The following is a 22,244-nucleotide window of genomic DNA, read 5'->3' on the forward strand; positions in this document are numbered from 1 at the left end:
CGGGAGATCCGCCATGAGCTCGACCACGCTGACCCCGAGCGCCTCGCCGCTGTCGCGCTGGCGCCAGTACATCGCGCTGACCAAGCCGCGGGTGATCCAGCTGATCGTGTTCTGCGCGCTGATCGGCATGCTGCTGGCGGTGCCGGGCGTGCCGGGCCCGCACGAGCTCGGCCTGGCGCTGGCCGCCTCGGTCGGCATCGGGCTGGTGGCCAGCGCAGCGGCCGCCTTCAACTGCCTGATCGAGCAGCACATCGACGCGCGCATGAAGCGCACCGCCTGGCGACCGACCGCCCGCGGCGACCTGAGCCGCGGCCAGGCGCTGCTGTTCTCGGCCGTGCTCGGCGGCGCCGGCATGGTGCTGCTGCACCAGGCGGTCAACCCGCTGACCGCCTGGCTGACCTTCGGCACCTTCGTCGGCTACGCGGTGGTCTACACCGTGATCCTGAAGCCGCTGACGCCGCAGAACATCGTCATCGGCGGCGCCTCCGGCGCGATGCCGCCGCTGCTGGGCTGGACCGCGCTGACCGGCGAGGTCAGCCCCGAGGCGGTCGGCCTCTTCCTTATCATCTTCCTGTGGACGCCGCCGCACTTCTGGGCGCTGGCGCTGTACCGCGCCGAGGACTACGCGCGCGCCGGCCTGCCGATGCTGCCGGTCACGCACGGCAGCGAGTTCACCCGGCTGCAGATCCTGCTCTACACCATCGTGCTGGTGCCGGCGACGCTGCTGCCCTTCATGCAGGGCCTCAGCGGCCTGCTCTACCTGGCCGCGGCGCTGGTGCTGGGCCTGATGTTCATCGCCCGGGCGTGGAAACTCTGGCGCGGCTACAGCGAATTGCTGGCCCGCAAGACCTTCCGCTTCTCGATCTGGCATCTTTCGCTGCTGTTCGGCGCGTTGCTGATCGACCATTACCTGAGACCCTGGCTGTGACCGAGATCCCTGAACGACGACACGCCCTTCCCGCTTCCTTCCGTTCCTCGCGACGCCGGCTGCTGCGTCGCGCCCCCGCCGCGCTGGCGCTGCTGGGCGCCGCCGGCAGCGCGCTGCTCGCCGGCTGCGAGCGCAGCCCCTCGGCGGCGGCCTTCAAGTCGCTCGACATCACCGGCGCCGACTACGCGCGCCAGCTCGCGCTGACCGACGCGCGCACCGAGCAGCCCTTCCTGCTGTCGAACCTGAAGGGCAAGGTGGCGGTCGTGTTCTTCGGCTACACCCAGTGCCCCGACGTCTGCCCGACCACGCTGACCGCGCTGGCCGAGACCCAGCGCCTGCTCGGGCCCGACGGCCAGCGCCTGGTCGGCGTCTTCGTCACCGTCGATCCGAAGCGCGACACCGCGCCGCTGATGAAGGCCTATGTCGGCAGCTTCAGCCCGGACTGGGTGCCGCTGCGCGGCTCGGCCGACGAGGTCGCCGCCGCGGCCAGGGAGTTCAAGATCTTCTACCGCGAGGTGCCGGGCAAGACCGAGAGCAGCTACACCATCGACCACACCGCGGCCTCCTTCGTCTTCGACCCGCAGGGCAAGGTGCGGCTCTACGTGCGCCACAACACGCCGCCGGCGGACCTGGCCGCCGACATCCGCACGCTGCTGGCTCAGGCGGGCTGACGGCGGATCATCGCCTCCAGCGGCAGCGGCCGGATGCGCGCGGCCATGCCGGCGCAGCCGAAGGCCTCGAAGCGCTCGCGGCACAGCGCCGAGGCCGCGCGCGTCGCCGCGGCCAGCGCCTTGCGCGGATCGAACTCGGCGCGGCTCGTCGCCAGGGCCCGGCGCATCGCGCCGCTCATCGCCAGGCGGATGTCGGTGTCGATGTTGACCTTGCGCACCCCGTGGCGGATGCTGCGCACGATCTCCTCGACCGGCACGCCGTAGGTCTCGCGCAGCTCGCCGCCATGCTCGCGGATGATCGCCAGCCATTCCTGCGGAACGCTGGAGGCGCCGTGCATCACCAGGTGCGTGTCCGGCACCGCGGCGTGGATCTCGGCGATGCGGTCGATCGCGAGGATCTCGCCGTCGGGGCGGCGACTGAACTTGTAGGCGCCGTGGCTGGTGCCGATCGCGATCGCCAGCGCGTCGACGCCGGTGGCGGCGACGAAGCCGCGCGCCTCGGCCGGGTCGGTCAGCAGCTGGTCGCGGCGCAGCCGGCCGGCCGCGCCGACGCCGTCCTCCTCGCCGGCCTCGCCGGTCTCCAGCGAGCCCAGGCAGCCCAGCTCGCCCTCGACCGACACGCCCACCGCGTGCGCGATGCGGCAGACCTCGGCGGTCACGCGCACGTTGTAGTCGTGGTCGGCCGGCGTCTTCGCGTCCTCGCGCAGCGAGCCGTCCATCATCACGCTGGAGAAGCCCGAGCGGATCGCCTGCACGCACACCGCGGGCGAGGCGCCGTGGTCCTGGTGCAGCACCACCGGCAGGTCCGGATGGGTCTCGATCGCCGCCAGCACCAGATGGCGCAGATAGGCCTCGCCGGCATACTGGCGCGCGCCCGCCGAGGCCTGCAGGATCACCGGACTGCCGGTGGCCTGCGCCGCCTGCATGATCGCGTGGACCTGCTCCATGTTGTTGACGTTGAAGGCGGGCACGCCGTAGTCGTGCTCGGCGGCGTGGTCGAGCAGCTGGCGCAGCGAGATCAGGGCCATGGCAAGGTCTCCGTGTCGTTGGAAGGAAAGAATCCGCGGGCGTCGTGCAGCGCATGCCAGGCCATCAGCAGCGCCAGGTCCACCGGCGCGTCCGGGTCGCCGGCGGGGCCCGGCAGCACCGGCCGCCAGCCGCCGCGCCGGTGCAGGCCCGGCCCGATCGCCAGCACCTCGTCGAAGATCGCGTCGGCGAAGCAGTGGCTGCGGGTGACGACGACCGGCACGCCGGCGGCGCGCGCGGCGGCCGCCCCGCCGGGCGAGTCCTCGATCGCCAGCGTCTGCAGCGCCGGCAGGCCGAGCCGGTCGAGCACCGCCAGGTAGACCTCCGGATCGGGCTTCTTGCGGGCGGTGTCCTCGCCGCAGACCACCGCATCGAACCAGCTCGCCCAGCGCGAGCCCAGCTGCGCGCGCAGCAGCGCCTCGACGTTGGTGCGGCTGGTCGTGGTCGCGATCGCCATGCGCACGCCCTGGTCGGCGCACTGCGCCATCAGCCCGACCACGCCCGGGCGCAGCGCGACGGCGCCGGCGCGCACCCGTTCGGCATAGAAGCCGTTCTTCAGCTGGTGCAGCTCGGCGGCCAGCGCCAGCCGCTCGCCGGCCAGCGCCGGTGCGTCGCTGCGGCCGGCCATGTCGTGCAGCAGCCGCTCGCGCCCGCCGGTGACCGCCAGCAGCTCGACATAGCGCGCCTCGTCCCAGCGCCAGCCGAGCCCGAGCCGCTCGAAGGCGAGGTTGAAGGCGACGCGGTGGCCGTCGCGCTCGGTCTCGGCCAGCGTGCCGTCGACGTCCCACAGCAGCGCACGCAGCGCCCCCGGTTCAGCAGCCGGCATCGGCATGGCCGTCCCCCCGGCACCCGGCCCGTTCCGCCTGGCGCAGCGCGATCAGGTGGGCCGCCAGCGCCGGCAGCCCGGGAAACAGCGCATCCGGCCGCGCCAGCGCGACCGGCTCGCCGCCGTCGTAGCCATACGGCACCGCCCAGGCGACGGCACCGGCATTGCGCGCGGCCTGCACGTCGGTGCGCGAGTCGCCGACATGGGCCAGCCGCCCCACCGGCACGCCCAGCGCCTCGGCCGCATGGCGCAGCACCGCGCCGTCGGGCTTGCGCTGCGCCAGCGTGTCGCCGGCCACCAGCAGCGACAGCCGCGAGGCCAGGCCGCAGCGCTCCAGCAGCCGCCGCGCCGCCGCACCGGCCTTGTTGGTGACGCAGCCCAGGCGCACGCCCTCGCCCGCCAGCGCGTCGAGCGCCTCCCGCGCGCCGGGATAGGGCCGGGCCACGCTGCCGACGATCGCCGCATAGTGGCGGTCCAGCACCGGCAGCATGCGGTCGGCCAGCAGCTGCCCGACCAGGCGCGGATCGTCGGCCTGCATCTGCTGCAGCAGCCCGATCATCAGCGCGTGCAGGCCGTGGCCGATGCGCGCGCCGATCTCCGCCGGCGGCCGCGGTGCCAGGCCGAACTCCGCCAGCGTCAGGTTGACCGCCGCGGCGATCTCGCCGGCGGTGTCGACCAGCGTGCCGTCGAGGTCCAGCGTCAGCGCATCGATCGTCATGACGCATCTCCGGCCAGCACCTCCTGCACCCGCGCCACCAGCGCCTCGACCGTCAGGCCGAAGTGCTCGAACAGCGCCGCTGCCGGCCCGGACTCGCCGAACGTGTCGACGCCGAGCACCGCCGCGCAGCCGTAGCCGCCCCAGGCGGCGCGCACGCCCGCCTCGATGCCGATGCGCGGCAGGTCGCGGCCCAGCACCGCGTCGCGCCAAGCCCGCTCCTGCCGGTCGAACACCGTCATCGACGGCAGCGAGACCACCCGCACCGGGCAGCCCAGCGCATCGAGCCGCTGCTGCGCGCGCATCGCCAGATCGACCTCCGAGCCGGTCGCCAGCAGCACCGCACGCGCCGCCGGCCGGTCCGACAGCACATAGCCGCCGCGCGCGATCGCCGCCTGCTGCTGCGCGTCGCGCGGCTGCGCCGGCAGGTTCTGGCGCGACAGCAGCAGCGCGCTCGGCCGGGGCGGCCCCTGCAGCGCCGCGCTCCAGGCCGCGGCGGTCTCGGCCTCGTCGCAGGGCCGCCAGACCTCCAGCCCCGGGATCAGGCGCAGGCTGGCGGCATGCTCGACCGGCTGGTGCGTCGGGCCGTCCTCGCCCAGGCCGATCGAGTCGTGCGTCAGCACATGCACCACGCGCAGCCGCATCAGCGCGGCCATGCGGATGGCGTTGCGGCTGTAGTCGCTGAAGGTCAGGAAGGTGCCGCCGTAGGGAATGAAGCCGCCGTGCAGCGCCAGCCCGTTCATGACCGCGGCCATGCCGAACTCGCGCACGCCGTAGTGCACATGGCGGCCGTCGATGCGCCCGGCCAGCAGCGCGCCGCAGCCGGGAAAGTCGGTCAGGTTCGAGCCGGTCAGGTCGGCCGAGCCGCCGATCAGCTCCGGCAGCGCCGGCCCCAGCCGGGCCAGCACCTGCTGCGAGGCCTTGCGGGTGGCGACCGCGGGCGCGGGCACCGCTGCGGCCCCGGGCGGCGCGGCCGTCGTGCTCGCGTCGAAGCCGGCCGGCCGCTCGTCGCGCATCACCCGGCGCTCGAACTCGGCGGCCGCCTCGGGGTATGCGCTGCGGTAGGCCTCGAAGCGCAGCCGCCAGTCGCGGTGCGCCGCCGCGCCGGCCTCGCGGCGGTCCCAGGCGGCGCGCACCGCCGGCGGCACCTCGAAGGGCGGATGCGGCCAGCCGATCGCCGCGCGGGTCAGCGCGATCTCCTCGTCGCCGAGCGGCTCGCCGTGGGCCTTGGCGGTGCCGGCGCGGTTCGGCGAGCCCTGGCCGATGCGGGTGCGGCAGATGACCAGCGTCGGCGCCTCGTCGCGACCGGTGGCGCGCACCTGGCGCAGCGCCGCGTCGAGCGCCTCGACGTCATGGCCGTCGAGCGGCCCGATCACCGACCAGCCGCAGGCGCGGAAGCGCGCCGCGGTGTCGTCGCCGAACCAGCCGGCGACCGGACCGTCGATCGAGATGCCGTTGTCGTCGTAGAGCAGCGCCAGATGGCCGAGCCGCCAGACGCCGGCCAGCGAGATCGCCTCCTGGCTCAGGCCCTCCATCAGGCAGCCGTCGCCGGCGAAGACCCAGGTGCGGTGATCGACCACCGCATGGCCGTCGCGGTTGAACTCGGCCGCCAGGCGCTTTTCCGCCAGCGCCAGGCCGACCGCGTTGGCCAGGCCCTGGCCGAGCGGCCCGGTGGTCGTCTCGACGCCCGGCGTCACGCCGACCTCCGGGTGGCCGGGCGTGCGGCTGCCAAGCTGGCGGAAGGCCTTCAGGTCCTCGATCGACAGGTCGTGGCCGCTCAGGTGCAGCAGCGCGTACAGCAGCATCGACGCATGCCCGTTCGACAGCACGAAGCGGTCGCGGTCGGGCCAGCGCGGATCGGCCGGATCGATCTTCAGATGGCGGCCCCACAGCGCGGTGGCCATCTCGGCCATGCCCATCGGCGCGCCGGGGTGGCCGGAGCGGGCGCGCTGCACCGCGTCCATCGCCAGCGCACGCAGCGCGGCGCTCATTTCAGGCGTCGTCGTCATGTCGGCGTCCCCCCGCTCACAGCGCGTTGAGCGCACGACGGCGCCGTTCCATCATCCGCCAGATGAAGGGCGTGAAGATCAGCTGCATCGCCAGCTCCATCTTGCCGCCGGGCACGACGACGGTGTTGGCCCGCGACATGAACGAGTCGTCGATCATGTTCAGCAGGTAGGGAAAGTCGATGCCCTTCGGGTTGGCGAAGCGGATCACGCACAGGCTCTCGGCCGGCGTCGGAATGTCGCGCGCGATGAAGGGGTTGGAGGTGTCGACCACCGGCACGCGCTGGAAGTTGACATGCGTGTGCGCGAACTGCGGGCAGATGTAGTGCACGTAGTCGGGCATGCGGCGCAGGATGGTGTCGGTCACCGCCTCGGCCGAGTAGCCGCGCACGTTCTTGTCGCGCCAGAGCTTCTGGATCCACTCGAGGTTGATCACCGGCACCACGCCGATCAGCAGATCGGGGTGCCGCGCGATGTTCACCTCCGGCGTCACCACCGCGCCGTGCAGGCCCTCGTAGAACAGCAGGTCGGTGCCCTCGGGCAGCGACTCCCACGGCGTGAAGGTGCCGGGCTCCTGGCCGTGGGGCGCGGCCTCGACCGGATCGTGCAGATAGCGCCGGCGCATGCCGGTGCCGGTCTCGCCGTAGCTGCGGAAGAGCTGCTCCAGCTCCGGGAAGAGATTGTTCTCCGGGCCGAAGTGGCTGAAGTGGCGGTTGCCGTCGCGCTCGGCCTCGGTCTGGCGCACGCGCATCGCGGCGCGGTCGTGGCGGTGGAAGCTGTCGCCCTCGATGATCGCGGCGCGGATCTGCTCGCGGCGGAAGATGTTCTCGAAGGTGCGCGTCACCGAACTGGTGCCCGCGCCGGACGAGCCGGTGATGGCGATGATGGGATGTCGCTCGGACATGGCGGCGGTCTCCTGGAAGGCGTTGTTCGTGTCGTCGTGTCAGCGGAACAGGCCGCGCTCGGCGAACAGCGGATTCAGCGCGATGTCGCGGTCGGGCTCGCGGTGGTAGCGCTCGATGCGCTCGACCTCCTCGCGCGAGCCGAAGACCAGGCCGATGCGCTGGTGCAGGCCGCTGGGGCGCACGCCCAGCACCGGCTGGCGTCCGGTCGAGGCGCGCCCGCCCGCCTGCTCGATCAGGAAGCCGACCGGCGCGGCCTCGTAGAGCAGGCGCAGCCGCCCGGCGCGGTTCGGGTCGCGGGTGTCGCGCGGGTAGAGGAAGACGCCGCCGCGCATCAGGATGCGGTGCGCCTCGGCCACCATGCTGGCGATCCAGCGCATGTTGAAGTCCTTGCCGCGCGGGCCGCTGGTGCCGGCCAGGCACTCGTCGACATAGCGCTTGACCGGCGGCTCCCAGAAGCGGCTGTTGCTGGCGTTGATCGCGAACTCGCGGGTCTGCGCCGGCACCCGGATGTCGGGGTGCGTCAGCATGAACTCGCCCAGGTTCGGGTCGAGCGTGAAGCCGGCCACGCCATTGCCCACGCTCAGCACCAGCATCGTCGCCGGCCCGTACAGCGCGTAGCCGGCGGCGATCTGCGCCGCGCCGGGCTGCAGGAAGTCGGCCTCGGTCACCTCGTGATCGCTGTCGAGCAGGTCCTGCGGCGCGCGCAGGATCGAGAAGATCGAGCCCACCGTCATGTCGACGTCGAGATTGCTCGAGCCGTCGAGCGGGTCGAACACCAGCAGGTACTTGCCGCGCGGCCCGGCGGCCGGGCGCGGCACCGGCCACGGCGCCTCCAGCTCCTCCGAGGCCATGCCCGACACGCCGCCCGAGGCCTCGTTGCGGCGCAGGAAGACCTCGTTGGCGAAGACGTCCAGCGGCTTCTGCTCCTCGCCCTGCACGTTGATCGCAGCGGCCGCCGCCGGCCCGCCGGTCGCAGCGCCGGCACCGGACACGCCGAGCCGGCCCAGCGCGACCTCGCGCGCGATCGCCTTGCACGCCAGCGCGACATCGAGGATCAGCGCGTTGAGCGCGCCGCTGGCCTGCGGAAAGCGGCGGCGCTCCTCGATCAGGTACTGGGTCAGCGTCGTCGGCGGGCGGGTGCCGCCGGACGGGGCGGTGTGGGGCATGGTCGTCTCCTCGGGGGATCGTCTTGTGCTTGGGGATGTGCTCGGGGCGCTTCAGCCCGGGGCGGCCGCGAACACCCGGCTCGCGGCGATGTCGGCGGGCTCCAGCGTGCCCAGCAGCGCCGCGTCGAGCACGCGGTCGCGCTCGGCGAACAGCCGGCTGGCCTGGCGCAGCCGCGCGCGGTCGAGCGCGTTGCGCACGCTGCGCGCGTTGGCGAAGTGCGGCTGGCGCAGCCGCAGGTCGAGATAGCGCGCGAAGGTCTCGCGCGCGCCGTCGCCGAAGCGGTAGTGCTGCGCCGCCAGCATCCGGTCGGCGATCGCCAGCAGCTCGTCGGCGGCGTAGTCGGGAAAGTCCAGGTGATGCGCGATGCGGCTGCTCAGGCCCGGGTTGGACTGGAAGAAGGTGTCCATGCGGTCGCGGTAGCCGGCCACGATCACCACCAGATCGTCGCGCTGGTTCTCCATCACCTGCAGCAGGATCTCGATCGCCTCCTGGCCGTAGTCGCGCTCGTTCTCCGGGCGGTAGAGGTAGTAGGCCTCGTCGATGAAGAGCACGCCGCCCATCGCCTTCTTCAGGATCTCGCGCGTCTTCGGCGCGGTGTGGCCGATGTACTGGCCGACCAGGTCGTCGCGCGTCACCGCCACCAGATGGCCCTTGCGGATGTAGCCGAGCCGGTGAAGGATCTGCGCCATGCGCAGCGCCACCGTGGTCTTGCCGGTGCCGGGGTTGCCGGTGAAGCTCATGTGCAGGCTCGGCGCCTGCGCGGCCAGACCGACGCCGGCGCGCAGCCGGTCGATCACCAGCAGCGCGGCGATGTCGCGGATGCGCTGCTTGACCGGGCGCAGGCCGACCAGATCGTGCTCCAGCTCGTCGAACACCGCCTCGACCTGGCTCTGCGCCAGCACCTCGCCGACGGTGCGCGGCGCGGCGGCGGCCGGGCTGTCCGGCATCGGCGGCGTCTGCGGCAGCGCGGGCGTCCCGGCGGCGCGGGACGGGCCGGACGTCTGCCCGGGAATGGCGTAGAGCGGGCGGTTCATCGCGGGGCTCCTGCGGACTGCGGGCGGCGGGTGCGTCAGCCCGCGCGGGCGTGGCGCTCGCCCTCGGGACGGTCGGTTCCGTAGCCGCGCACCGTGTAGCGCAGCGTGCGCCCGCTCGTCTCCTGCCGCACCAGGCCGAAGCCCGGCTCGTCGGCCGGCCGGTTGACGATGAAGCTCATCGTGATCGACTCGACGCCGCGCACCGACGAGAAGGCCATCATGCGGATGTAGTGGCCGGGAAAGGCGGCGCGGCACTGCTGCAGCTCGGCCATCACGCCGGCGGCGTCCTGCAGGTCGAACATCGGCAGGCCGTGCATTTCCCAGTAGGTGTTGCGCGGGTGCGGATCGTCGGTGTACTCGACGCTCCAGGCGTAGCCGCGGTCCAGGCCGTACTGGATCTGCGCGCGGATCTCCTCGTCGGTCAGGTCAGGCAGGAAGCTGAACTGGCCCTGGGTCAGTCGGCCGGTCGGGTTGGTCATCATGGTGGTGTCTCCTCAGGCGATGGAGGGCGTGGCGACGAAGTCGCTGGTGTCGGTCGAGGCGTAGTTGAAGGAGATCTCGCCCCAGGTGTCGAGCGCCTGCTGCAGCGGCGTGCAGAAGCGCGCGGCGGCGCGCAGGATCTCCGGGCCTTCGTTGCGGATGTCGCGGCCCTCGTTGCGCGCCTTGACCATGCACTCCAGCGCGACACGGTTGGCCACCGCGCCGGCCTGGATGCCGGCCGGGTGGCCGATCGTGCCGCCGCCGAACTGCAGGATCACGTCGTCGCCGAACAGGTCGATGAGCTGGTGCATCTGCCCGGCGTGGATGCCGCCGGAGGCCACCGGCATCACCTTGCGCAGGTCGGCCCAGTCCTGGTCGAAGAACAGGCCGCGCGGCAGGTCCTGCTTCGTGTAGGAGTCGCGGCAGACGTTGTAGTAGCCCTGCACCGTCATCGGGTCGCCCTCGAGCTTGCCGACCGCGGTGCCGGTGTGCAGGTGGTCGACGCCGGCCAGGCGCAGCCACTTGGCCATCACGCGGAAGCTCACGCCGTGGTTCTTCTGCCGCGTGTAGGTGCCGTGGCCGGCGCGGTGCATGTGCACGATCATGTCGTTGCGGCGCGCCCAGTTGGCGATCGACTGGATCGCGCTCCAGCCGATGATCAGGTCGACCATGATCACCACCGAGCCCAGCTCCTTGGCGAACTCGGCGCGCTCGTAGATGTCCTCCATCGTCGCGCCGGTGACGTTCAGGTAGCTGCCCTTGACCTCGCCGGTGGCCGCGCTGGCCTTGTTGACGCCGTCCATCACGTAGAGGAAGCGGTCGCGCCAGTGCATGAAGGGCTGCGAGTTGATGTTCTCGTCGTCCTTCATGAAATCCAGGCCGCCCTTCAGGCCCTCGTAGATCACGCGGCCGTAGTTGCGCCCCGACAGGCCCAGCTTGGGCTTGGTCGTCGCGCCCAGCAGCGGGCGGCCGAACTTGTCCAGGCGCTCGCGCTCGACCACCAGGCCGGTCGGCGGGCCCTTGAAGGTCTTGACCAGCGCCACCGGCATGCGGATGTCCTCCAGCCGGGCGGCGCGCAAAGGCTTGAAGCTGAAGACGTTGCCGATCAGGCTGGCGGTGATGTTGGCGATCGAGCCTTCCTCGAACAGGATGATGTCGTAGGCGACCCAGGCGAACCACTCGCCCGGCCGGCCCGGCACCGGCTCGACGCGGTAGGCCTTGGCGCGGTAGCTGTCGCAGGCGGTCAGGCGGTCGGTCCAGACCACGGTCCAGGTGGCGGTGGAGCTTTCACCCGCCACCGCGGCGGCGGCCTCGACCGGATCGACGCCGTCCTGCGGCGTGATGCGGAACAGGCACAGCGTGTCGGTGTCCTTCGGGACGTAGTCGGCGTCCCAGTAGCCCATCTGGCGGTACTTGAGGACGCCGGCGCTGTAGCGCTTCTTCGCGTCGGTGACGAGGCCGGGTTCGACGGGCTGGTTCATGCATGTCTCCTGTCGTGGGGATGGGATGGCCCCACTGTAGGAAGACGGATCACTCAGGTAAATTCATGTCTTGTTGGCTATCGATTCAGGATTCCTGAATCATCGAAGGATCCATGAAGAACCTGACCCTGCGCCAGCTGCGCGTCTTCACCGAGGTGGCGCGCCACCTCAGCTTCGTGCGCGCGGCCGAGCAGCTGCACCTGACGCCACCGGCGGTGACGATGCAGGTCAAGGAGCTGGAGGAAGCGGTCGGCCTGCCGCTGTTCGATCGCCAGGGCCGCAAGGTCTCGCTGACCACCGGCGGCGAGTACTTCCTGGTCTACGCGCGCCGGGTGCTGGCGACGCTGAAGGACGCCGAGGTGGCGATGGCGCGGCTGCGCCATCTCGACACCGGGCAGCTGGCGGTCGGGCTGGTGGCCACCGCGAAGTACTTCGTGCCGCGGCTGCTGGCGCGCTTCCGCGACGAGCATCCGGGCATCGAGCTGCGCCTGCGCGTGAGCGCCAGCCGCGAGGAGCTGGTGCGGCTGCTCGAGGCCGGCGAGGTCGATCTGGCGATCATGGGGCGGCCGCCGCGCGAGCTGGTCTGCCGCGCCGAGCCTTTCGCGGCGCATCCGCATGTCTTCGTCGCGCCGCCGGGCCATCCGGTGCTGCGCGCCGACCACGTCGCGCCCGAGGCGCTCGGCGCCTGGCCGATGGTGGTGCGCGAGCGCGGCTCGGGCACGCGTGCGCTGATGGACCGCTTTCTCGACGAGCACCGCGTCACGCCGCGCATCGCGATGGAAATGCCGAGCAACGAGACGCTCAAGCAGGCGGTCATGGCCGGCATGGGCCTGAGCTTCCTGTCGCTGCACACGCTCGGGCTGGAGCTGCGTGCCGGCGAGCTCGCGCTGGTCGAGGTCGGCCATGCGCCGGTGATCCGCACCTGGAACGTGGTGCACCTGCAGTCGCGCCTGCTGTCGCCGGCGGCCGAGGCGCTGCGCTACTTCATCCTGGAGGAAGGCGAGGCCTTCCTGGCCGAGCACGACCGGCCGTGGCTGCAGCCGCGCTGAGCGGCCGCCCGGTCAGGCTCAGGCGGCGATGCGAAAGCGCGCCACCGCGTCCACCAGCTGCTCGGCCTGGGACTTGAGCGTGCCGGCGGCCGCCGCCGACTGCTCGACCAGCGCGGCGTTCTGCTGCGTGGCGCGGTCCATCTGGGTGACGGCCTGGCCGACCTGGGCCACGCCGGTGCTCTGCTCGGCGCTGGCGGCGCTGATCTGCGCGACGATGTCGCTGACGCGGCGGATCGACTCCACCACCTCGCCGACCGAGCGGCCGGTCTGGTCGACCAGCGAGACGCCCTGCTCGACGCGCTCGACGCTGGTCGAGATCAGCGCCTTGATCTCGCGCGCGGCCTCGGCCGAGCGCTGCGCCAGGTTGCGCACCTCGGTGGCGACCACCGCGAAGCCGCGGCCCTGCTCGCCGGCGCGCGCGGCTTCCACCGCGGCATTGAGGGCCAGGATGTTGGTCTGGAAGGCGATCGAGTCGATCACGCCGATGATGTCGCCGATCTTGCGCGAGGCCTCGCTGATGCCGCCCATCGTGCCGACCACCTGCGACACCATCTCGCCGCCGCGCGAGGCCAGCGTGGTGGCCTCCCGGGCCAGGCCGTCGGCCTCGCGGGCATGGTCAGCGTTGTGGCTGACGGTCGAGCCGAGCTGGTCCATCGTCGCGGCGGTCTGCTGCAGCGCCGCGGCCTGCTGCTCGGTGCGCGAGCTCAGGTCGATGTTGCCCTGCGCGATCTGCGCACTGGCGGCGGCGACGCTGACCGCGTTCTCGCGCACTGTGCCGACCACCTCGGTCAGCGACAGGCGCATCGCCTCCATCGCGGCCATCATGCGCCCGAGCTCGTCGGCCGACTGCGGCACCGCATGTGCCGACAGGTCGCCGGCGGCGATGCGCTCGGCCATCTCGCGCGCCTGGTCGGCGGCCTCGACGACCGAGCGGGAGATGGTGCGCAGCACCGCCGCGCCCAGCACCAGCATCAGCACCGACAGGCCCAGCACCGCCAGGCCGTTGCGCTGCATGCGGGCCATGCGCGCCTCGAGCGTGTCCTTCAGCGCGGTGGACGCCAGCGCGTGCACCGCGAAGACCTGGTCGATCGCCTTCGTCGCGACCTGGAAGTAGTCGCCGGAGGCCATCTTCGGCTCGGGCGCCTCGATGATCTCGCGGCGCATCACCTCGCGCGCCTCGTCGACCGCGCCACGGGCCTGGGCGATCGGGCCGGCCATGCGCTCGCGCAGCACCGGGTCGGTCTCCAGCGCCTTGTCGATCGTCACCAGCGCGTTGTGCATCTCGCCGCGTGCCGACTCGCTCAGGCCGCCCAGGCTGGCGCGTGCAGCCATCGTCGCCGAGCCGCTGGCCAGGATGGCCGAGCCGACCGCACGCGCCTTGCCGAGATGCTCGGTCAGCCGCGGCATCTGCAGCATCGTCGCCATCACCAGATGGTAGGACTCGGCCTCCGGATCCAGGTCGAGACCATGGTGCGAGACGATCAGGCCGTGCAGGTCGAGCTGCCGCTCGATCAGCGCGGAATGGCGGGCGAAGCTGGCGGGGGCCTCGATGCGGCGCTGCGCGACCTCCGACGCCAGCGCCTGCCACTGCTCGCGCAGCTGCGTCCACTGCTCGTGCAGGCGCCTGTCGTCGATCGGCGCCAGCTGCGCGTCGACGGCGCCGAGCGCCTGCTCGACCTCGCGCTGGCGCTCGGCGCGCTGGGACTCGGCCTCGGCCTTGCCGCCGAGCACGGTGGCGGTCAGGCCGCGGTGCTGCTGCGTCAGCCGCACCAGCCGGAGCATCGCCGCCGACGGCGCCAGGCCGGCCAGCTCGCTGCGGGTCGCACGGGCGTCCTGGACGGTGTCGGCGACGTAGTAGCCCATCGGGGGGGCGACCATCAGCAGGCCCAGCAGCGACAGCAGGGTGAACTTGCGCGACAGGCGCATCTGGCGGATCAGGTGCTTCATCGGGAGACAGCTTGGAGGGTGACCGACCACTGCCATCCCGAGCCCCCCGCCCGTGATGCTGCCGGCAACGCGGTTTATCGGACGTCCCTCGTGCATTCAGAACACGGAACAGAGCCGCTCCGACCCGCTTTCATTCCGGCATCGAACCGCCTGCGCACGCGCCGGCTCGCCCGGTGCGGCCACGCCGCCGATCTGGCCGCGGTTGCGCAGTCTTTTCGCACTTAAGTCCGGCAAGGCGCTGTCTAGGATCGACTCATGATCTCGCCGACCGTCCCGTCCGCCCAGCCGACCCCGCGCCGCAGCGCCTGGGGCGTGATGCGCGACGTGCTGTTCGCGCTGTTCCTGCGCGAGTTCAAGACCCGCATCGACGGCCGCTGGACCACCGCGCTGTGGGTCGTCGGCGAGCCGCTGGCCGGCGCGGCGCTGATGCTGGCGATCTACAGCGCGATGCGCGCGCACCAGATCGCCGGCGTCGACACGGTGACCTTCCTGATCAGCGGCCAGCTCTCGTTCATGCTGCTGCGCTCGCTGGTGCTGCGGCTGATGGAGAGCATCGAGGCCAACCTGGGCCTGTTCGCCTACCGGCAGGTGCGGCCGGTCGACGCGGTGCTGGCGCGCGCCGGGGTCGAGCTGGTGCTGTTCGGCGCGATGGCGCTGGCGTTCCTGGCCGGCGCGGCCGCGCTCGGCCACGACGTGATGCCGCACGACCCGCTGCGGCTGATGCTGGCGCTGGCGCTGCTGGTGCAGCTCGGCCTGGCCGCCGGGCTGCTGGCCGCGGCAGGCACGCATGGCGCGCTGACGGTGCTGCGGCCGGTGGTGCGCATGGTCTTCACGCCGCTCTACCTCGGCTCGGGCGTGCTGGTGCCGCTGGTCCACGCACCGGCGGTGCTGCGCGACGCGATGCTGCACAACCCGGTGGCCCACCTGATCGAGTCGATCCGCGCCGCGCTGTTCGGCCCGGTCTACGCCAGCCCGGACGAGATCGGCCTGACGCTGCCGCTGGCATGGACGCTGGTGCTGACGCTGCTGGCGCTGATGGTGCTGCGCGGCCGGCGCGACCGGCTGCAGGTGGCCTGAGCCCTGCCCCACCCGATGGCCGACACCGCGATGATCGAGATCCGCCACCTCTGCAAGAGCTACCCGACCCGGCTCGGTCGCCGCCATGTCTTCCGCGACTTCAGCCTGTCGATTCCCGATGACGCCAACGTCGGTCTGATCGGGCCGAACGGCGCGGGCAAGTCGACGCTGATGCGCCTGCTCGGCGGCCTGGAGCTGCCCGACGCCGGCCGCATCGACTCGGACCGGCGCATCTCCTGGCCGATCGGCCTGGCCGGCGGCCTGCAGGGCTCGCTGACCGGCCGCGACAACGTGCGCTTCGTCTGCCGCATCCATGCCGCCGACACCCGGCGCATGCGCGAGACGCTGGCCTTCGTCGAGGACTTCGCCGAGATCGGCGAGGCCTTCGACCTGCCGGTCAAGACCTATTCCTCGGGCATGCGCTCGCGGCTGATGTTCGGTCTGGCGATGGCCTTCGACTTCGACACCTACCTGATCGACGAGGTCACCGCCGTCGGCGATGCGGCCTTCCGCAGCAAGTCGCGCGAGCTGCTCGAGCAGCGCCTGGGCCGTTCGCGCGTCATCTACACCAGCCACAACATGGACGAGATCGCCCGGCTGTGCCAGCGCGTCGTCGTGCTGCGCCCCGGCGCGGCGCCGACGGTGCACGACAGCGTGCGCGAGGGCATCGCCGCCTACCAGCAGATCGCGCGCCGGCGGGCCGCCCCGGCCGCACCCGCGGTGACGGCGCCGGAGGTCGCGCCATGAGCGCAGGCGCCGTGCTCCACCGCCTGACGCCGCGCCGGCTCGCGCTGCTCGTCGTCGTGCTGCCGCTGCTGCTGGGCGCGCTCTACCTCGGCCTGATGGCGCAGGACCGCTATGTCAGCACCGCGGTGCTGACGGTGCGCCGCTCGCGCGAGGAATCGATCGCCGCCAGCGGCCTGGCGATGCTGCTGTCGGGCGGCGGCACCGCGCTGGAGGACGTGCGGCTGCTGCGCGACTACATGCATTCGGAGGCGCTGATGCTGCAGCTCGACCGCCGCTTCGGGCTGCGCCGCCACTACGAGTCGGCCCGCCGCGATCCGCTGTACCGGCTGTGGCCCGGCACCAGCCGCGAGTGGATGCTCGAGTACTGGCGCGCGCGCGCCGACATCCGCCTCGACGAGAGCAGCGGCCTGCTGACCCTCGAGGTCCAGGCCTTCGATCCCGAGTTCGCCCGTCAGCTGGCCGCGGCGCTGATGGCCGAGTCCGAGCGCTTCCTCAACGAGGTCTCGCAGCGCATCGCCGCCGAGCAGATGGGCTTCGCGCAGCGCGAGCTCGACCGCGCCGAGACCGAGCTCGTGCAGGCGCGCAAGGCGCTGCTGGACTTCCAGGGCCGCCACCAGATGCTCGATCCGCAGGCCGATGCCCGCGTCAGCGGCACGCTGGCGGCCGAGCTGCGCGCGCAGCTCGCGCGCGTCGAGTCCGAGCTCGGCACCAAGCAGACCTACCTGAACGCCGACGCCGCCGACCTGGTGACGCTGCGTGCGCAGGCCGCCACGCTGCGCACGCAGATCGAGCGCGAGCAGCGCCTGGCCACGGCGGCGCAGGGCGACAACCCCGCGCTGGCCGGCCTGGCGGCCGAGTTCCACGAGCTCAAGGGCCGCCTGGGCATCGCCGAGACCCGCCAGCGCAGCGCGCTGGCCACCGTCGAGGCCACCCGCATCGAGACCGCGCGCAAGGTGCGCAACCTGGTCGTCGTCGAGCCGCCGACCCGCCCCGACAGCGCACGCCACCCCGACCGGCTCGCCACGATGCTGACGCTGCTGCTGGGCTGCGGCCTGATGTACGGCATCGCCCGGCTCGCGCTGGCCACCGTGCGCGAACACCGCGACTGACCGCGAAGGCCCCGACCATGCCCCGCCTGCCCCTCACGATGCCGCAACGGCGCCCGGCCCTGCGCGCCGTCCTGCTGCCGCTGCTGCTCGGCGCCGCCACGCTGGCCGTCGCGGCTCCCGCGGCGGAGCCGGCGCCCGCCGCCGCACCCGCCGCCGCACCCGCCGCCGCACCCGCCGGCTGCGCGCCGGTCTTCGGCAGCCAGCTCTTCGGCGGCCGCTTCGCCCAGCATTCGGCCAGCGGCTTCAATCCGGACTACCAGATCGCGCCGGGCGACCGCATCACGCTGCGCCTGTGGGGCGCCTTCAACCTGGATGCGACGCAGGCGGTCGATCCGCGCGGCAACCTCTTCCTGCCCAGCATCGGGCCGGTGCAGGTGCTGGGCGTGCGCAACGGCGACCTCGACCGCGTCGTGCAGGAGCAGGTGCGCCGCACCTTCCGCGCCAACGTGCGCAGCTACGCCAGCCTGGAGGCGGCGCAGCCGGTCAAGGTCTACGTGACCGGCTTCGTGCGCCAGCCCGGCCTGTACGGCGGGCTGTCGTCGGACTCGGTGCTGCGCTACCTCGATCTGGCCGGCGGCATCGACCCCGAGCGGGGCAGCTACCTGTCGGTCGATCTGCTGCGCGGCGGCGAGCGGCGCGCGCGCGTCGACCTCTACCGCTTCCTGCTCGAAGGCCGCATCGACGCGGTGCAGATCCACGACGGCGACACGCTCTTCGTCGGCCCGCGCCGCGCCAGCGTGAAGGTCTCCGGCGAGGCGGCCAATGCCTGCGCCTTCGAGTTCGACGCCGCGCGGCTGGACGGCGCGACGCTGATCGCGCTGGCCCGGCCCCGGCCGGGCGCGACCCACATGGCGGTGGTGCGCCAGCGCGGCCCCGAGCGCAGCAGCGAGTACCACCCGCTGGCCGAGGCCGGCGCGGTCATGCTGAACGACGGCGACGAGGTCAGCTTCACCGCCGACCGCATTCCCGGGACCATCCTGGTGCGCATCGAGGGCGCGCACCGCGGCGAGCGCACCGTCGTGCTGCCCTACGGCGCGCGGCTGTCGGACGCGCTGGCGCGGCTGCGCCCGGCGCCGCTGGCCGACCTGGACGCACTGCAGCTGCAGCGGCGCTCGATCGCGCAGCGCCAGAAGGAGATGCTCGGCCAGGCGCTCGACCGGCTGGAGGCGCAGGCCCTGACCGCCCGCTCGGCCACCAACGAGGAGGCGCAGCTGCGCGGCCGCGAGGCCGAGCTGGTGCTGCAGTTCACCCACCGCGCCCGCCAGATCGAGCCGCGCGGCCAGCTGGTGCTGCCCGACCCGGCCCGCGCCGGCGACACCCCGCTGGAGGACGGCGACACGCTCGTCGTGCCCGAGCGCTCGGCGCAGGTGGCGGTGCACGGCGAGGTGCTGTTCCCGATGGCCATCGGCCACGACCCGGCACGCCGCATCGACGACTACATCCGCCTGGCCGGCGGCCCGTCCCAGCAGGCCGACACCAGCCGGGTGCTGCTGCTGAAGCGCAACGGCACCGTCGTCGAGTCCCGGGGCGACGTCGTCCCGGACCCGGGCGACGAGCTGATGGTGCTGCCCAGGGCCGAGACCAAGCGGGTCGAGGTGGCGCGCGGCATCACGCAGGTGCTCTACCAGATCGCGGTGGTGGCGAAGGTCGCCTTCGGACTGTGATCACCGTCAAGCCCACGAACCACCCTGCTCAACGACTGTGCGGAGACTCTGATGCCCATCCTCTCCCCCCGCACCGGGGACATCGCCCTGACGATCATCATCCCGGTGCGCTGTGCAGCGGAACGCAGCGATGCCATGGAAAGGCTGTCGTTCATCCTTCACGACACGACGCGACCCGCCTGCACCGAAGTGCTCGTCGTCGATGACGGATCCCCGGTCTCGATGGGCCGGCGGCTGCGACAGAAATGTGCCGACCTGGGGCTGCGCTACCTGCGCATCGACTCGGAGACCGAGCCCTTCTCGATCGGTCGTGCCCGCAATGCCGGCGTGCAGGCCGCGCACGGCCGTCACGTGATGTTTCAGGACATCGACCTGATGCCGGTGCCGGACTTCTACCGAAATGTGCTGCGGGAAATCGAGGTGCAGCGCCTGGACCAGTTCGCCGAGCGCTTCCTGATGTTCGGCGTGATCTATCTGACCCCGGAGGCCACCCAGGAATACCTGGATACCCAGGCCGAACTGCGCAGCAGCCGATTTGTCCAGTACCTGCTGGAATCGGATGCCACCCGCATCGAGAAATTCTCGACAGGCACATCGGTGACCGTCTGGAACCGCCACTACTTTCTCGCCACGGGTGGCAACGACCCGGACTTCGCGGGCTGGGGCTATGAGGACATCGAATACATGTGCAGGGCCATTCGCCGGGCCAACCGTTTCCCGCTGCCCGAGGAGTTTCCGCTGGACTACCGCAACTTCCAGACGATCGGAGAATACCGGGGCTGGAAGTCCGTGTATCGGCTGTTCGGCGACATGACCTTCCAGAAAGGCATGGTCATGTTCCACGCCTGGCATCCGGTCGAGCAGGCCAGCGCGTACGTCCGAGCCAAGGATCGCAACCGCAGGCTCTTCGAGACCAAGCTGGCCGCGTTCAAGGCAAGCGGCGAAGAGCCGGCACCGCTGCCGATGCCCGAACGCGGCCGCTCCATCATCTTCCGCACCAACCCATGGGTCTACAACCGCTGGGTCGCCCCGCTGCTGGGCGAGATCACGCTGGTGGACGAGGAGATGTTCACCCCCGAGTCCTTCCTAGAACATGTCCGGGACCTGCACATCGACAGGGTGGTCTTCCACAACCCCTACGCCAGCACGACGATGGAGGGCCTCTACAAGGCCGTCCGTCAGGCCGGCATCCCGTTCCTGGTCTGCGAGCGGGGCGCCCTGCCGGACTCGGTGTTCTTCGACGATGGCGGATTCAACGGGGAAAGTGCCAGCTACGCACCGCAACGCTGGCGACGACCGCTCGATGACCGCGAGGAAGACGCCATCTGCCAGTACATCCGCGACCACAAGGCACAGGGAGCGAGCCTGGAGGATCAGCCCGATCGCCTCGGCGCCGCGGCCCTGCGCAGGCGGCTGAACATCTTCCCTGGGACCAAGATCCTGTTCGTTCCGCTGCAGCGACCCAGCGACACCGTCATCACCCATCTGGCCGGTCCGATCGAGAGCTATGACAACTTCCTGAGGTTGGTACGACGGCTGGTGCACACGCTGCCCGCGCACTGGACCCTCGTCGTCAAGCGCCATCCACTCGAAGTCGAGAGCCCGGACCTGCCGGGCGTGATCTTCGCGGACAACGCCCATGTCGATGACCTGATCGAGGCCTGCGATGCGCTGCTGCTGATCAACTCCGGTGTCGGCCTGCTGGGACTGCTGCACCAGAAGCTGGTGCTCCACGCAGGACAGGCCTTCTATGGGCATCCCGGACTGGCCCATCAGGTCACGACGCACGAGGAGGTCCTGGATGCGCTGAGACAGGTTCGCCCCGATCGGGATGCAGTGCTGCAGTTCCTTCATTACCTGGTGTTCGAGTTCTATTCATTCGCCCGCTTCAAGACACGGCGCGTGGCCTGGAAGGACGGGGCACTGATGACGGCCACGACGGCCATCGACTACCGCGTCGTGCGCGTCCCGGCCTGTCCGCCGCTGCAGATCGAGCAGCGCCAGCAAGTGGAGATCACGGACCGATCCATCCTGTTCGACCGCTATCGCGGCATCGACGGCAACCTGCGCCGTCAGCCCAATCCGGCGCCCTCCCGACCTGCAGCGCCGCCCGCCAAGCCGGCGGCCCCCACACGGCCGGTGATCCCGAGCGACCAGGCCGAGGTCGAAATGGTTACGGAGCTGAGCACACTGCATCTGAGCGGCCCACGATCCGAACCGGACATTCCGCCGTTCCTGCGCAAGTTCCGCAAGCTGCGCAGCAATCCCATCATGTTCATGCGGGACTCGAAGCATCCGATGCTCCGGGCCATCGGCTGGTCGATCCGGCATGACTGACAGCATGCATGCCCATTCCTCACCGCAACACGCCAACGGCCGCAACCGGGACTCGACCATGAACACCCTGCCCGCCCTCGCCCAGGCCCGCCGCGTCATCGCGATGGAAATCGACGCGCTCTCGGCCATGTCCGCCCGGCTCGGGCCCGAGTTCGAGCGCGCGGTCGAGCTGATCCTGCGCTGCCCGCGCCGCGTCATCGTCTGCGGCATGGGCAAGTCCGGCCACATCGGGCGCAAGATCGCCGCGACGATGGCCTCGACCGGCACCGCGGCCTTCTTCGTTCATCCCGGCGAGGCCTTTCATGGCGACCTCGGCATGATCCTGCCGGAGGATGTCGTGCTGCTGATCTCCAACAGCGGCGAGACCGACGAGCTGGTGCGGCTGCTGCCCTTCCTGCAGCAGCAGAGCAATCCGCTGGTGGCGATGACCGGCCGCGCCGACTCGACGATCGGACGCGCGGCCGACGTGGTGCTCGACATCGGCGTCGAGTGCGAGGCCTGCTCGAACAACCTGGCGCCGACCAGCTCCACCACCGCGACGCTGGTGATGGGCGACGCGCTGGCCGTCACGCTGTCGGTGCTCAAGGGCTTCCGGCCGGAGGACTTCGCACGCTTCCACCCCGGCGGCAGCCTGGGCCGGCGCCTGCTCACCCGCGTGTCCGACGTGATGCAGCGCGAGCGGCTGCCCTTCTGCGCCGAGAGCGCCAGCTTCCGCGAGGTGGTGCAGGCCATCACCCGCGGCCGGCTCGGCCTGGTGCTGGTGGGCACGCCGGCCGCACTGGCGGGCATCATCACCGACGGCGACATCCGCCGCGCCTTCGAGCACCATGCCAGCCCGATGGCGCTCACGGCGGCCGACATCATGAACGCGCGGCCGCGCACCATCGCCGCCGACACCCGGCTGGCCGAGGCGGAGAGCTGGATGCGCGAGCTGCGCGTGCAGGCGCTGGTGGCGCTGGATGTGCGCCAGCAGGTCTGCGGCGTCGTGCAGCTGCTCAGCCAGGAACCGGGCTGGGGCAGCACGGCCAGCGCGCCGCTGGCGGAAACGGCCGCGACCGCCGACGCCGGCTGAACC

General features: G+C 71.7%; 19 protein-coding genes. 9 read left to right on the top strand and 10 right to left on the bottom strand.

Going from position 1 to position 22,244, the window contains the following annotated elements; all coding sequences use genetic code 11:
* Positions 1-13 precede the first annotated feature (13 nt).
* Both cyoE and HNQ01_RS14215 read left to right on the top strand, forming a co-directional pair.
* Positions 14-928, top strand: a complete 915-nt coding sequence (gene cyoE, locus HNQ01_RS14210) for a heme o synthase (RefSeq protein ID WP_173806103.1) — start codon at positions 14-16, stop codon at positions 926-928.
* Positions 925-1,599 (top strand): SCO family protein, encoded by a 675-nt coding sequence (locus HNQ01_RS14215; protein WP_353621707.1) that lies wholly within the window; start codon positions 925-927, stop codon positions 1,597-1,599. The genes cyoE and HNQ01_RS14215 overlap by 4 nt, the downstream gene beginning before the upstream one ends.
* On the opposite strand, the gene fba is transcribed toward HNQ01_RS14215, so the two are convergent.
* From fba to HNQ01_RS14260, 9 genes are read right to left on the bottom strand one after another with little or no spacing between them, the layout of a single operon-like run.
* Positions 1,587-2,627, bottom strand: coding sequence for a class II fructose-bisphosphate aldolase (gene fba / locus HNQ01_RS14220; protein WP_173806104.1), 1,041 nt, complete (start codon positions 2,625-2,627; stop codon positions 1,587-1,589). The genes HNQ01_RS14215 and fba overlap by 13 nt on opposite strands.
* Positions 2,618-3,451 carry an HAD-IA family hydrolase gene (locus tag HNQ01_RS14225; RefSeq protein WP_173806105.1) on the bottom strand — a complete coding sequence of 278 codons (834 nt, stop codon included), beginning with the start codon at positions 3,449-3,451 and terminating at the stop codon, positions 2,618-2,620. Before HNQ01_RS14225 ends, fba begins: the two co-directional genes overlap by 10 nt.
* Positions 3,438-4,169, bottom strand: a complete 732-nt coding sequence (locus tag HNQ01_RS14230) for an HAD-IA family hydrolase (protein WP_173806106.1) — start codon at positions 4,167-4,169, stop codon at positions 3,438-3,440. Before HNQ01_RS14230 ends, HNQ01_RS14225 begins: the two co-directional genes overlap by 14 nt.
* On the bottom strand, positions 4,166-6,175 hold the full coding sequence (gene tkt / locus HNQ01_RS14235; RefSeq protein ID WP_173806107.1) for a transketolase: 2,010 nt from the start codon (positions 6,173-6,175) through the stop codon (positions 4,166-4,168). The genes HNQ01_RS14230 and tkt overlap by 4 nt, the downstream gene beginning before the upstream one ends.
* Before the next feature lie 16 nt (positions 6,176-6,191).
* On the bottom strand, positions 6,192-7,076 hold the full coding sequence (locus tag HNQ01_RS14240) for a phosphoribulokinase (RefSeq protein WP_173806108.1): 885 nt from the start codon (positions 7,074-7,076) through the stop codon (positions 6,192-6,194).
* Between the two features lie 39 nt (positions 7,077-7,115).
* The gene (locus tag HNQ01_RS14245) at positions 7,116-8,243 is read right to left on the bottom strand and encodes a class 1 fructose-bisphosphatase (RefSeq protein WP_173806109.1); all 1,128 of its coding nucleotides are present in this window, start codon (positions 8,241-8,243) and stop codon (positions 7,116-7,118) included.
* Between the two features lie 51 nt (positions 8,244-8,294).
* Complete coding sequence (gene cbbX, locus HNQ01_RS14250; protein ID WP_434801508.1) at positions 8,295-9,278, bottom strand: CbbX protein; 984 nt, start codon at positions 9,276-9,278, stop codon at positions 8,295-8,297.
* A 35-nt stretch (positions 9,279-9,313) separates the two neighbouring features.
* Positions 9,314-9,760 carry a ribulose bisphosphate carboxylase small subunit gene (locus HNQ01_RS14255; protein WP_173806110.1) on the bottom strand — a complete coding sequence of 149 codons (447 nt, stop codon included), beginning with the start codon at positions 9,758-9,760 and terminating at the stop codon, positions 9,314-9,316.
* Between the two features lie 12 nt (positions 9,761-9,772).
* A complete protein-coding gene (locus HNQ01_RS14260; RefSeq protein ID WP_173806111.1) occupies positions 9,773-11,239 on the bottom strand; it encodes a form I ribulose bisphosphate carboxylase large subunit in 1,467 nt (488 codons plus the stop codon).
* A gap of 113 nt (positions 11,240-11,352) precedes the next feature.
* Here HNQ01_RS14260 and HNQ01_RS14265 point away from each other — a divergent pair, with 113 nt between their 5' ends.
* Positions 11,353-12,288, top strand: coding sequence for a LysR family transcriptional regulator (locus HNQ01_RS14265; protein WP_173806112.1), 936 nt, complete (start codon positions 11,353-11,355; stop codon positions 12,286-12,288).
* 18 nt (positions 12,289-12,306) lie between these two features.
* Here HNQ01_RS14265 and HNQ01_RS14270 read toward each other — a convergent pair whose 3' ends face one another.
* Positions 12,307-14,235 carry a methyl-accepting chemotaxis protein gene (locus tag HNQ01_RS14270; RefSeq protein ID WP_173806113.1) on the bottom strand — a complete coding sequence of 643 codons (1,929 nt, stop codon included), beginning with the start codon at positions 14,233-14,235 and terminating at the stop codon, positions 12,307-12,309.
* Between the two features lie 255 nt (positions 14,236-14,490).
* On the opposite strand from HNQ01_RS14270, the gene HNQ01_RS14275 reads away from it, so the two are divergent.
* The 6 genes from HNQ01_RS14275 to HNQ01_RS14300 are packed head-to-tail and all read left to right on the top strand — an operon-like array spanning position 14,491 to position 22,241.
* A complete protein-coding gene (locus HNQ01_RS14275; protein ID WP_173806114.1) occupies positions 14,491-15,312 on the top strand; it encodes an ABC transporter permease in 822 nt (273 codons plus the stop codon).
* A gap of 15 nt (positions 15,313-15,327) precedes the next feature.
* A complete protein-coding gene (locus HNQ01_RS14280) occupies positions 15,328-16,059 on the top strand; it encodes an ABC transporter ATP-binding protein (RefSeq protein ID WP_286180817.1) in 732 nt (243 codons plus the stop codon).
* Positions 16,056-17,168 carry a KpsE/RkpR family capsule polysaccharide export protein gene (locus HNQ01_RS14285; protein ID WP_173806115.1) on the top strand — a complete coding sequence of 371 codons (1,113 nt, stop codon included), beginning with the start codon at positions 16,056-16,058 and terminating at the stop codon, positions 17,166-17,168. Before HNQ01_RS14280 ends, HNQ01_RS14285 begins: the two co-directional genes overlap by 4 nt.
* 17 nt (positions 17,169-17,185) lie before the next feature.
* Positions 17,186-18,832, top strand: a complete 1,647-nt coding sequence (locus tag HNQ01_RS14290) for a polysaccharide biosynthesis/export family protein (protein WP_286180818.1) — start codon at positions 17,186-17,188, stop codon at positions 18,830-18,832.
* Between the two features lie 51 nt (positions 18,833-18,883).
* Positions 18,884-21,169, top strand: coding sequence for a capsular polysaccharide export protein, LipB/KpsS family (locus HNQ01_RS14295; RefSeq protein ID WP_173806116.1), 2,286 nt, complete (start codon positions 18,884-18,886; stop codon positions 21,167-21,169).
* Positions 21,170-21,227: 58 nt separating this feature from the next.
* Entirely contained in the window at positions 21,228-22,241 is a 1,014-nt protein-coding gene (locus HNQ01_RS14300) for a KpsF/GutQ family sugar-phosphate isomerase (RefSeq protein WP_217427544.1), read from the top strand.
* The last annotated feature ends 3 nt before the right edge of the window (positions 22,242-22,244 follow it).

The sequence above is a fragment of the Sphaerotilus uruguayifluvii genome (assembly GCF_013294065.1).
In the GTDB taxonomy this organism is placed as follows: domain Bacteria; phylum Pseudomonadota; class Gammaproteobacteria; order Burkholderiales; family Burkholderiaceae_C; genus Sphaerotilus; species Sphaerotilus uruguayifluvii.

Coding starts and splice junctions, on each gene's coding strand:
- cyoE (WP_173806103.1), top strand. CDS start 14: ATGAGCTCGACCACGCTGACCCCGAGCGCCTCGCCGCTGTCGCGCTGG.
- HNQ01_RS14225 (WP_173806105.1), bottom strand. CDS start 3,451: ATGCCGGCTGCTGAACCGGGGGCGCTGCGTGCGCTGCTGTGGGACGTC.
- HNQ01_RS14290 (WP_286180818.1), top strand. CDS start 17,186: ATGCCCCGCCTGCCCCTCACGATGCCGCAACGGCGCCCGGCCCTGCGC.
- HNQ01_RS14280 (WP_286180817.1), top strand. CDS start 15,328: ATGGCCGACACCGCGATGATCGAGATCCGCCACCTCTGCAAGAGCTAC.
- HNQ01_RS14240 (WP_173806108.1), bottom strand. CDS start 7,076: ATGTCCGAGCGACATCCCATCATCGCCATCACCGGCTCGTCCGGCGCG.
- HNQ01_RS14270 (WP_173806113.1), bottom strand. CDS start 14,235: ATGAAGCACCTGATCCGCCAGATGCGCCTGTCGCGCAAGTTCACCCTG.
- HNQ01_RS14285 (WP_173806115.1), top strand. CDS start 16,056: ATGAGCGCAGGCGCCGTGCTCCACCGCCTGACGCCGCGCCGGCTCGCG.
- HNQ01_RS14265 (WP_173806112.1), top strand. CDS start 11,353: ATGAAGAACCTGACCCTGCGCCAGCTGCGCGTCTTCACCGAGGTGGCG.
- HNQ01_RS14255 (WP_173806110.1), bottom strand. CDS start 9,760: ATGATGACCAACCCGACCGGCCGACTGACCCAGGGCCAGTTCAGCTTC.
- fba (WP_173806104.1), bottom strand. CDS start 2,627: ATGGCCCTGATCTCGCTGCGCCAGCTGCTCGACCACGCCGCCGAGCAC.
- HNQ01_RS14230 (WP_173806106.1), bottom strand. CDS start 4,169: ATGACGATCGATGCGCTGACGCTGGACCTCGACGGCACGCTGGTCGAC.
- HNQ01_RS14275 (WP_173806114.1), top strand. CDS start 14,491: ATGATCTCGCCGACCGTCCCGTCCGCCCAGCCGACCCCGCGCCGCAGC.
- tkt (WP_173806107.1), bottom strand. CDS start 6,175: ATGACGACGACGCCTGAAATGAGCGCCGCGCTGCGTGCGCTGGCGATG.
- HNQ01_RS14245 (WP_173806109.1), bottom strand. CDS start 8,243: ATGCCCCACACCGCCCCGTCCGGCGGCACCCGCCCGCCGACGACGCTG.
- HNQ01_RS14295 (WP_173806116.1), top strand. CDS start 18,884: ATGCCCATCCTCTCCCCCCGCACCGGGGACATCGCCCTGACGATCATC.
- HNQ01_RS14260 (WP_173806111.1), bottom strand. CDS start 11,239: ATGAACCAGCCCGTCGAACCCGGCCTCGTCACCGACGCGAAGAAGCGC.
- HNQ01_RS14300 (WP_217427544.1), top strand. CDS start 21,228: ATGAACACCCTGCCCGCCCTCGCCCAGGCCCGCCGCGTCATCGCGATG.
- cbbX (WP_434801508.1), bottom strand. CDS start 9,278: ATGAACCGCCCGCTCTACGCCATTCCCGGGCAGACGTCCGGCCCGTCC.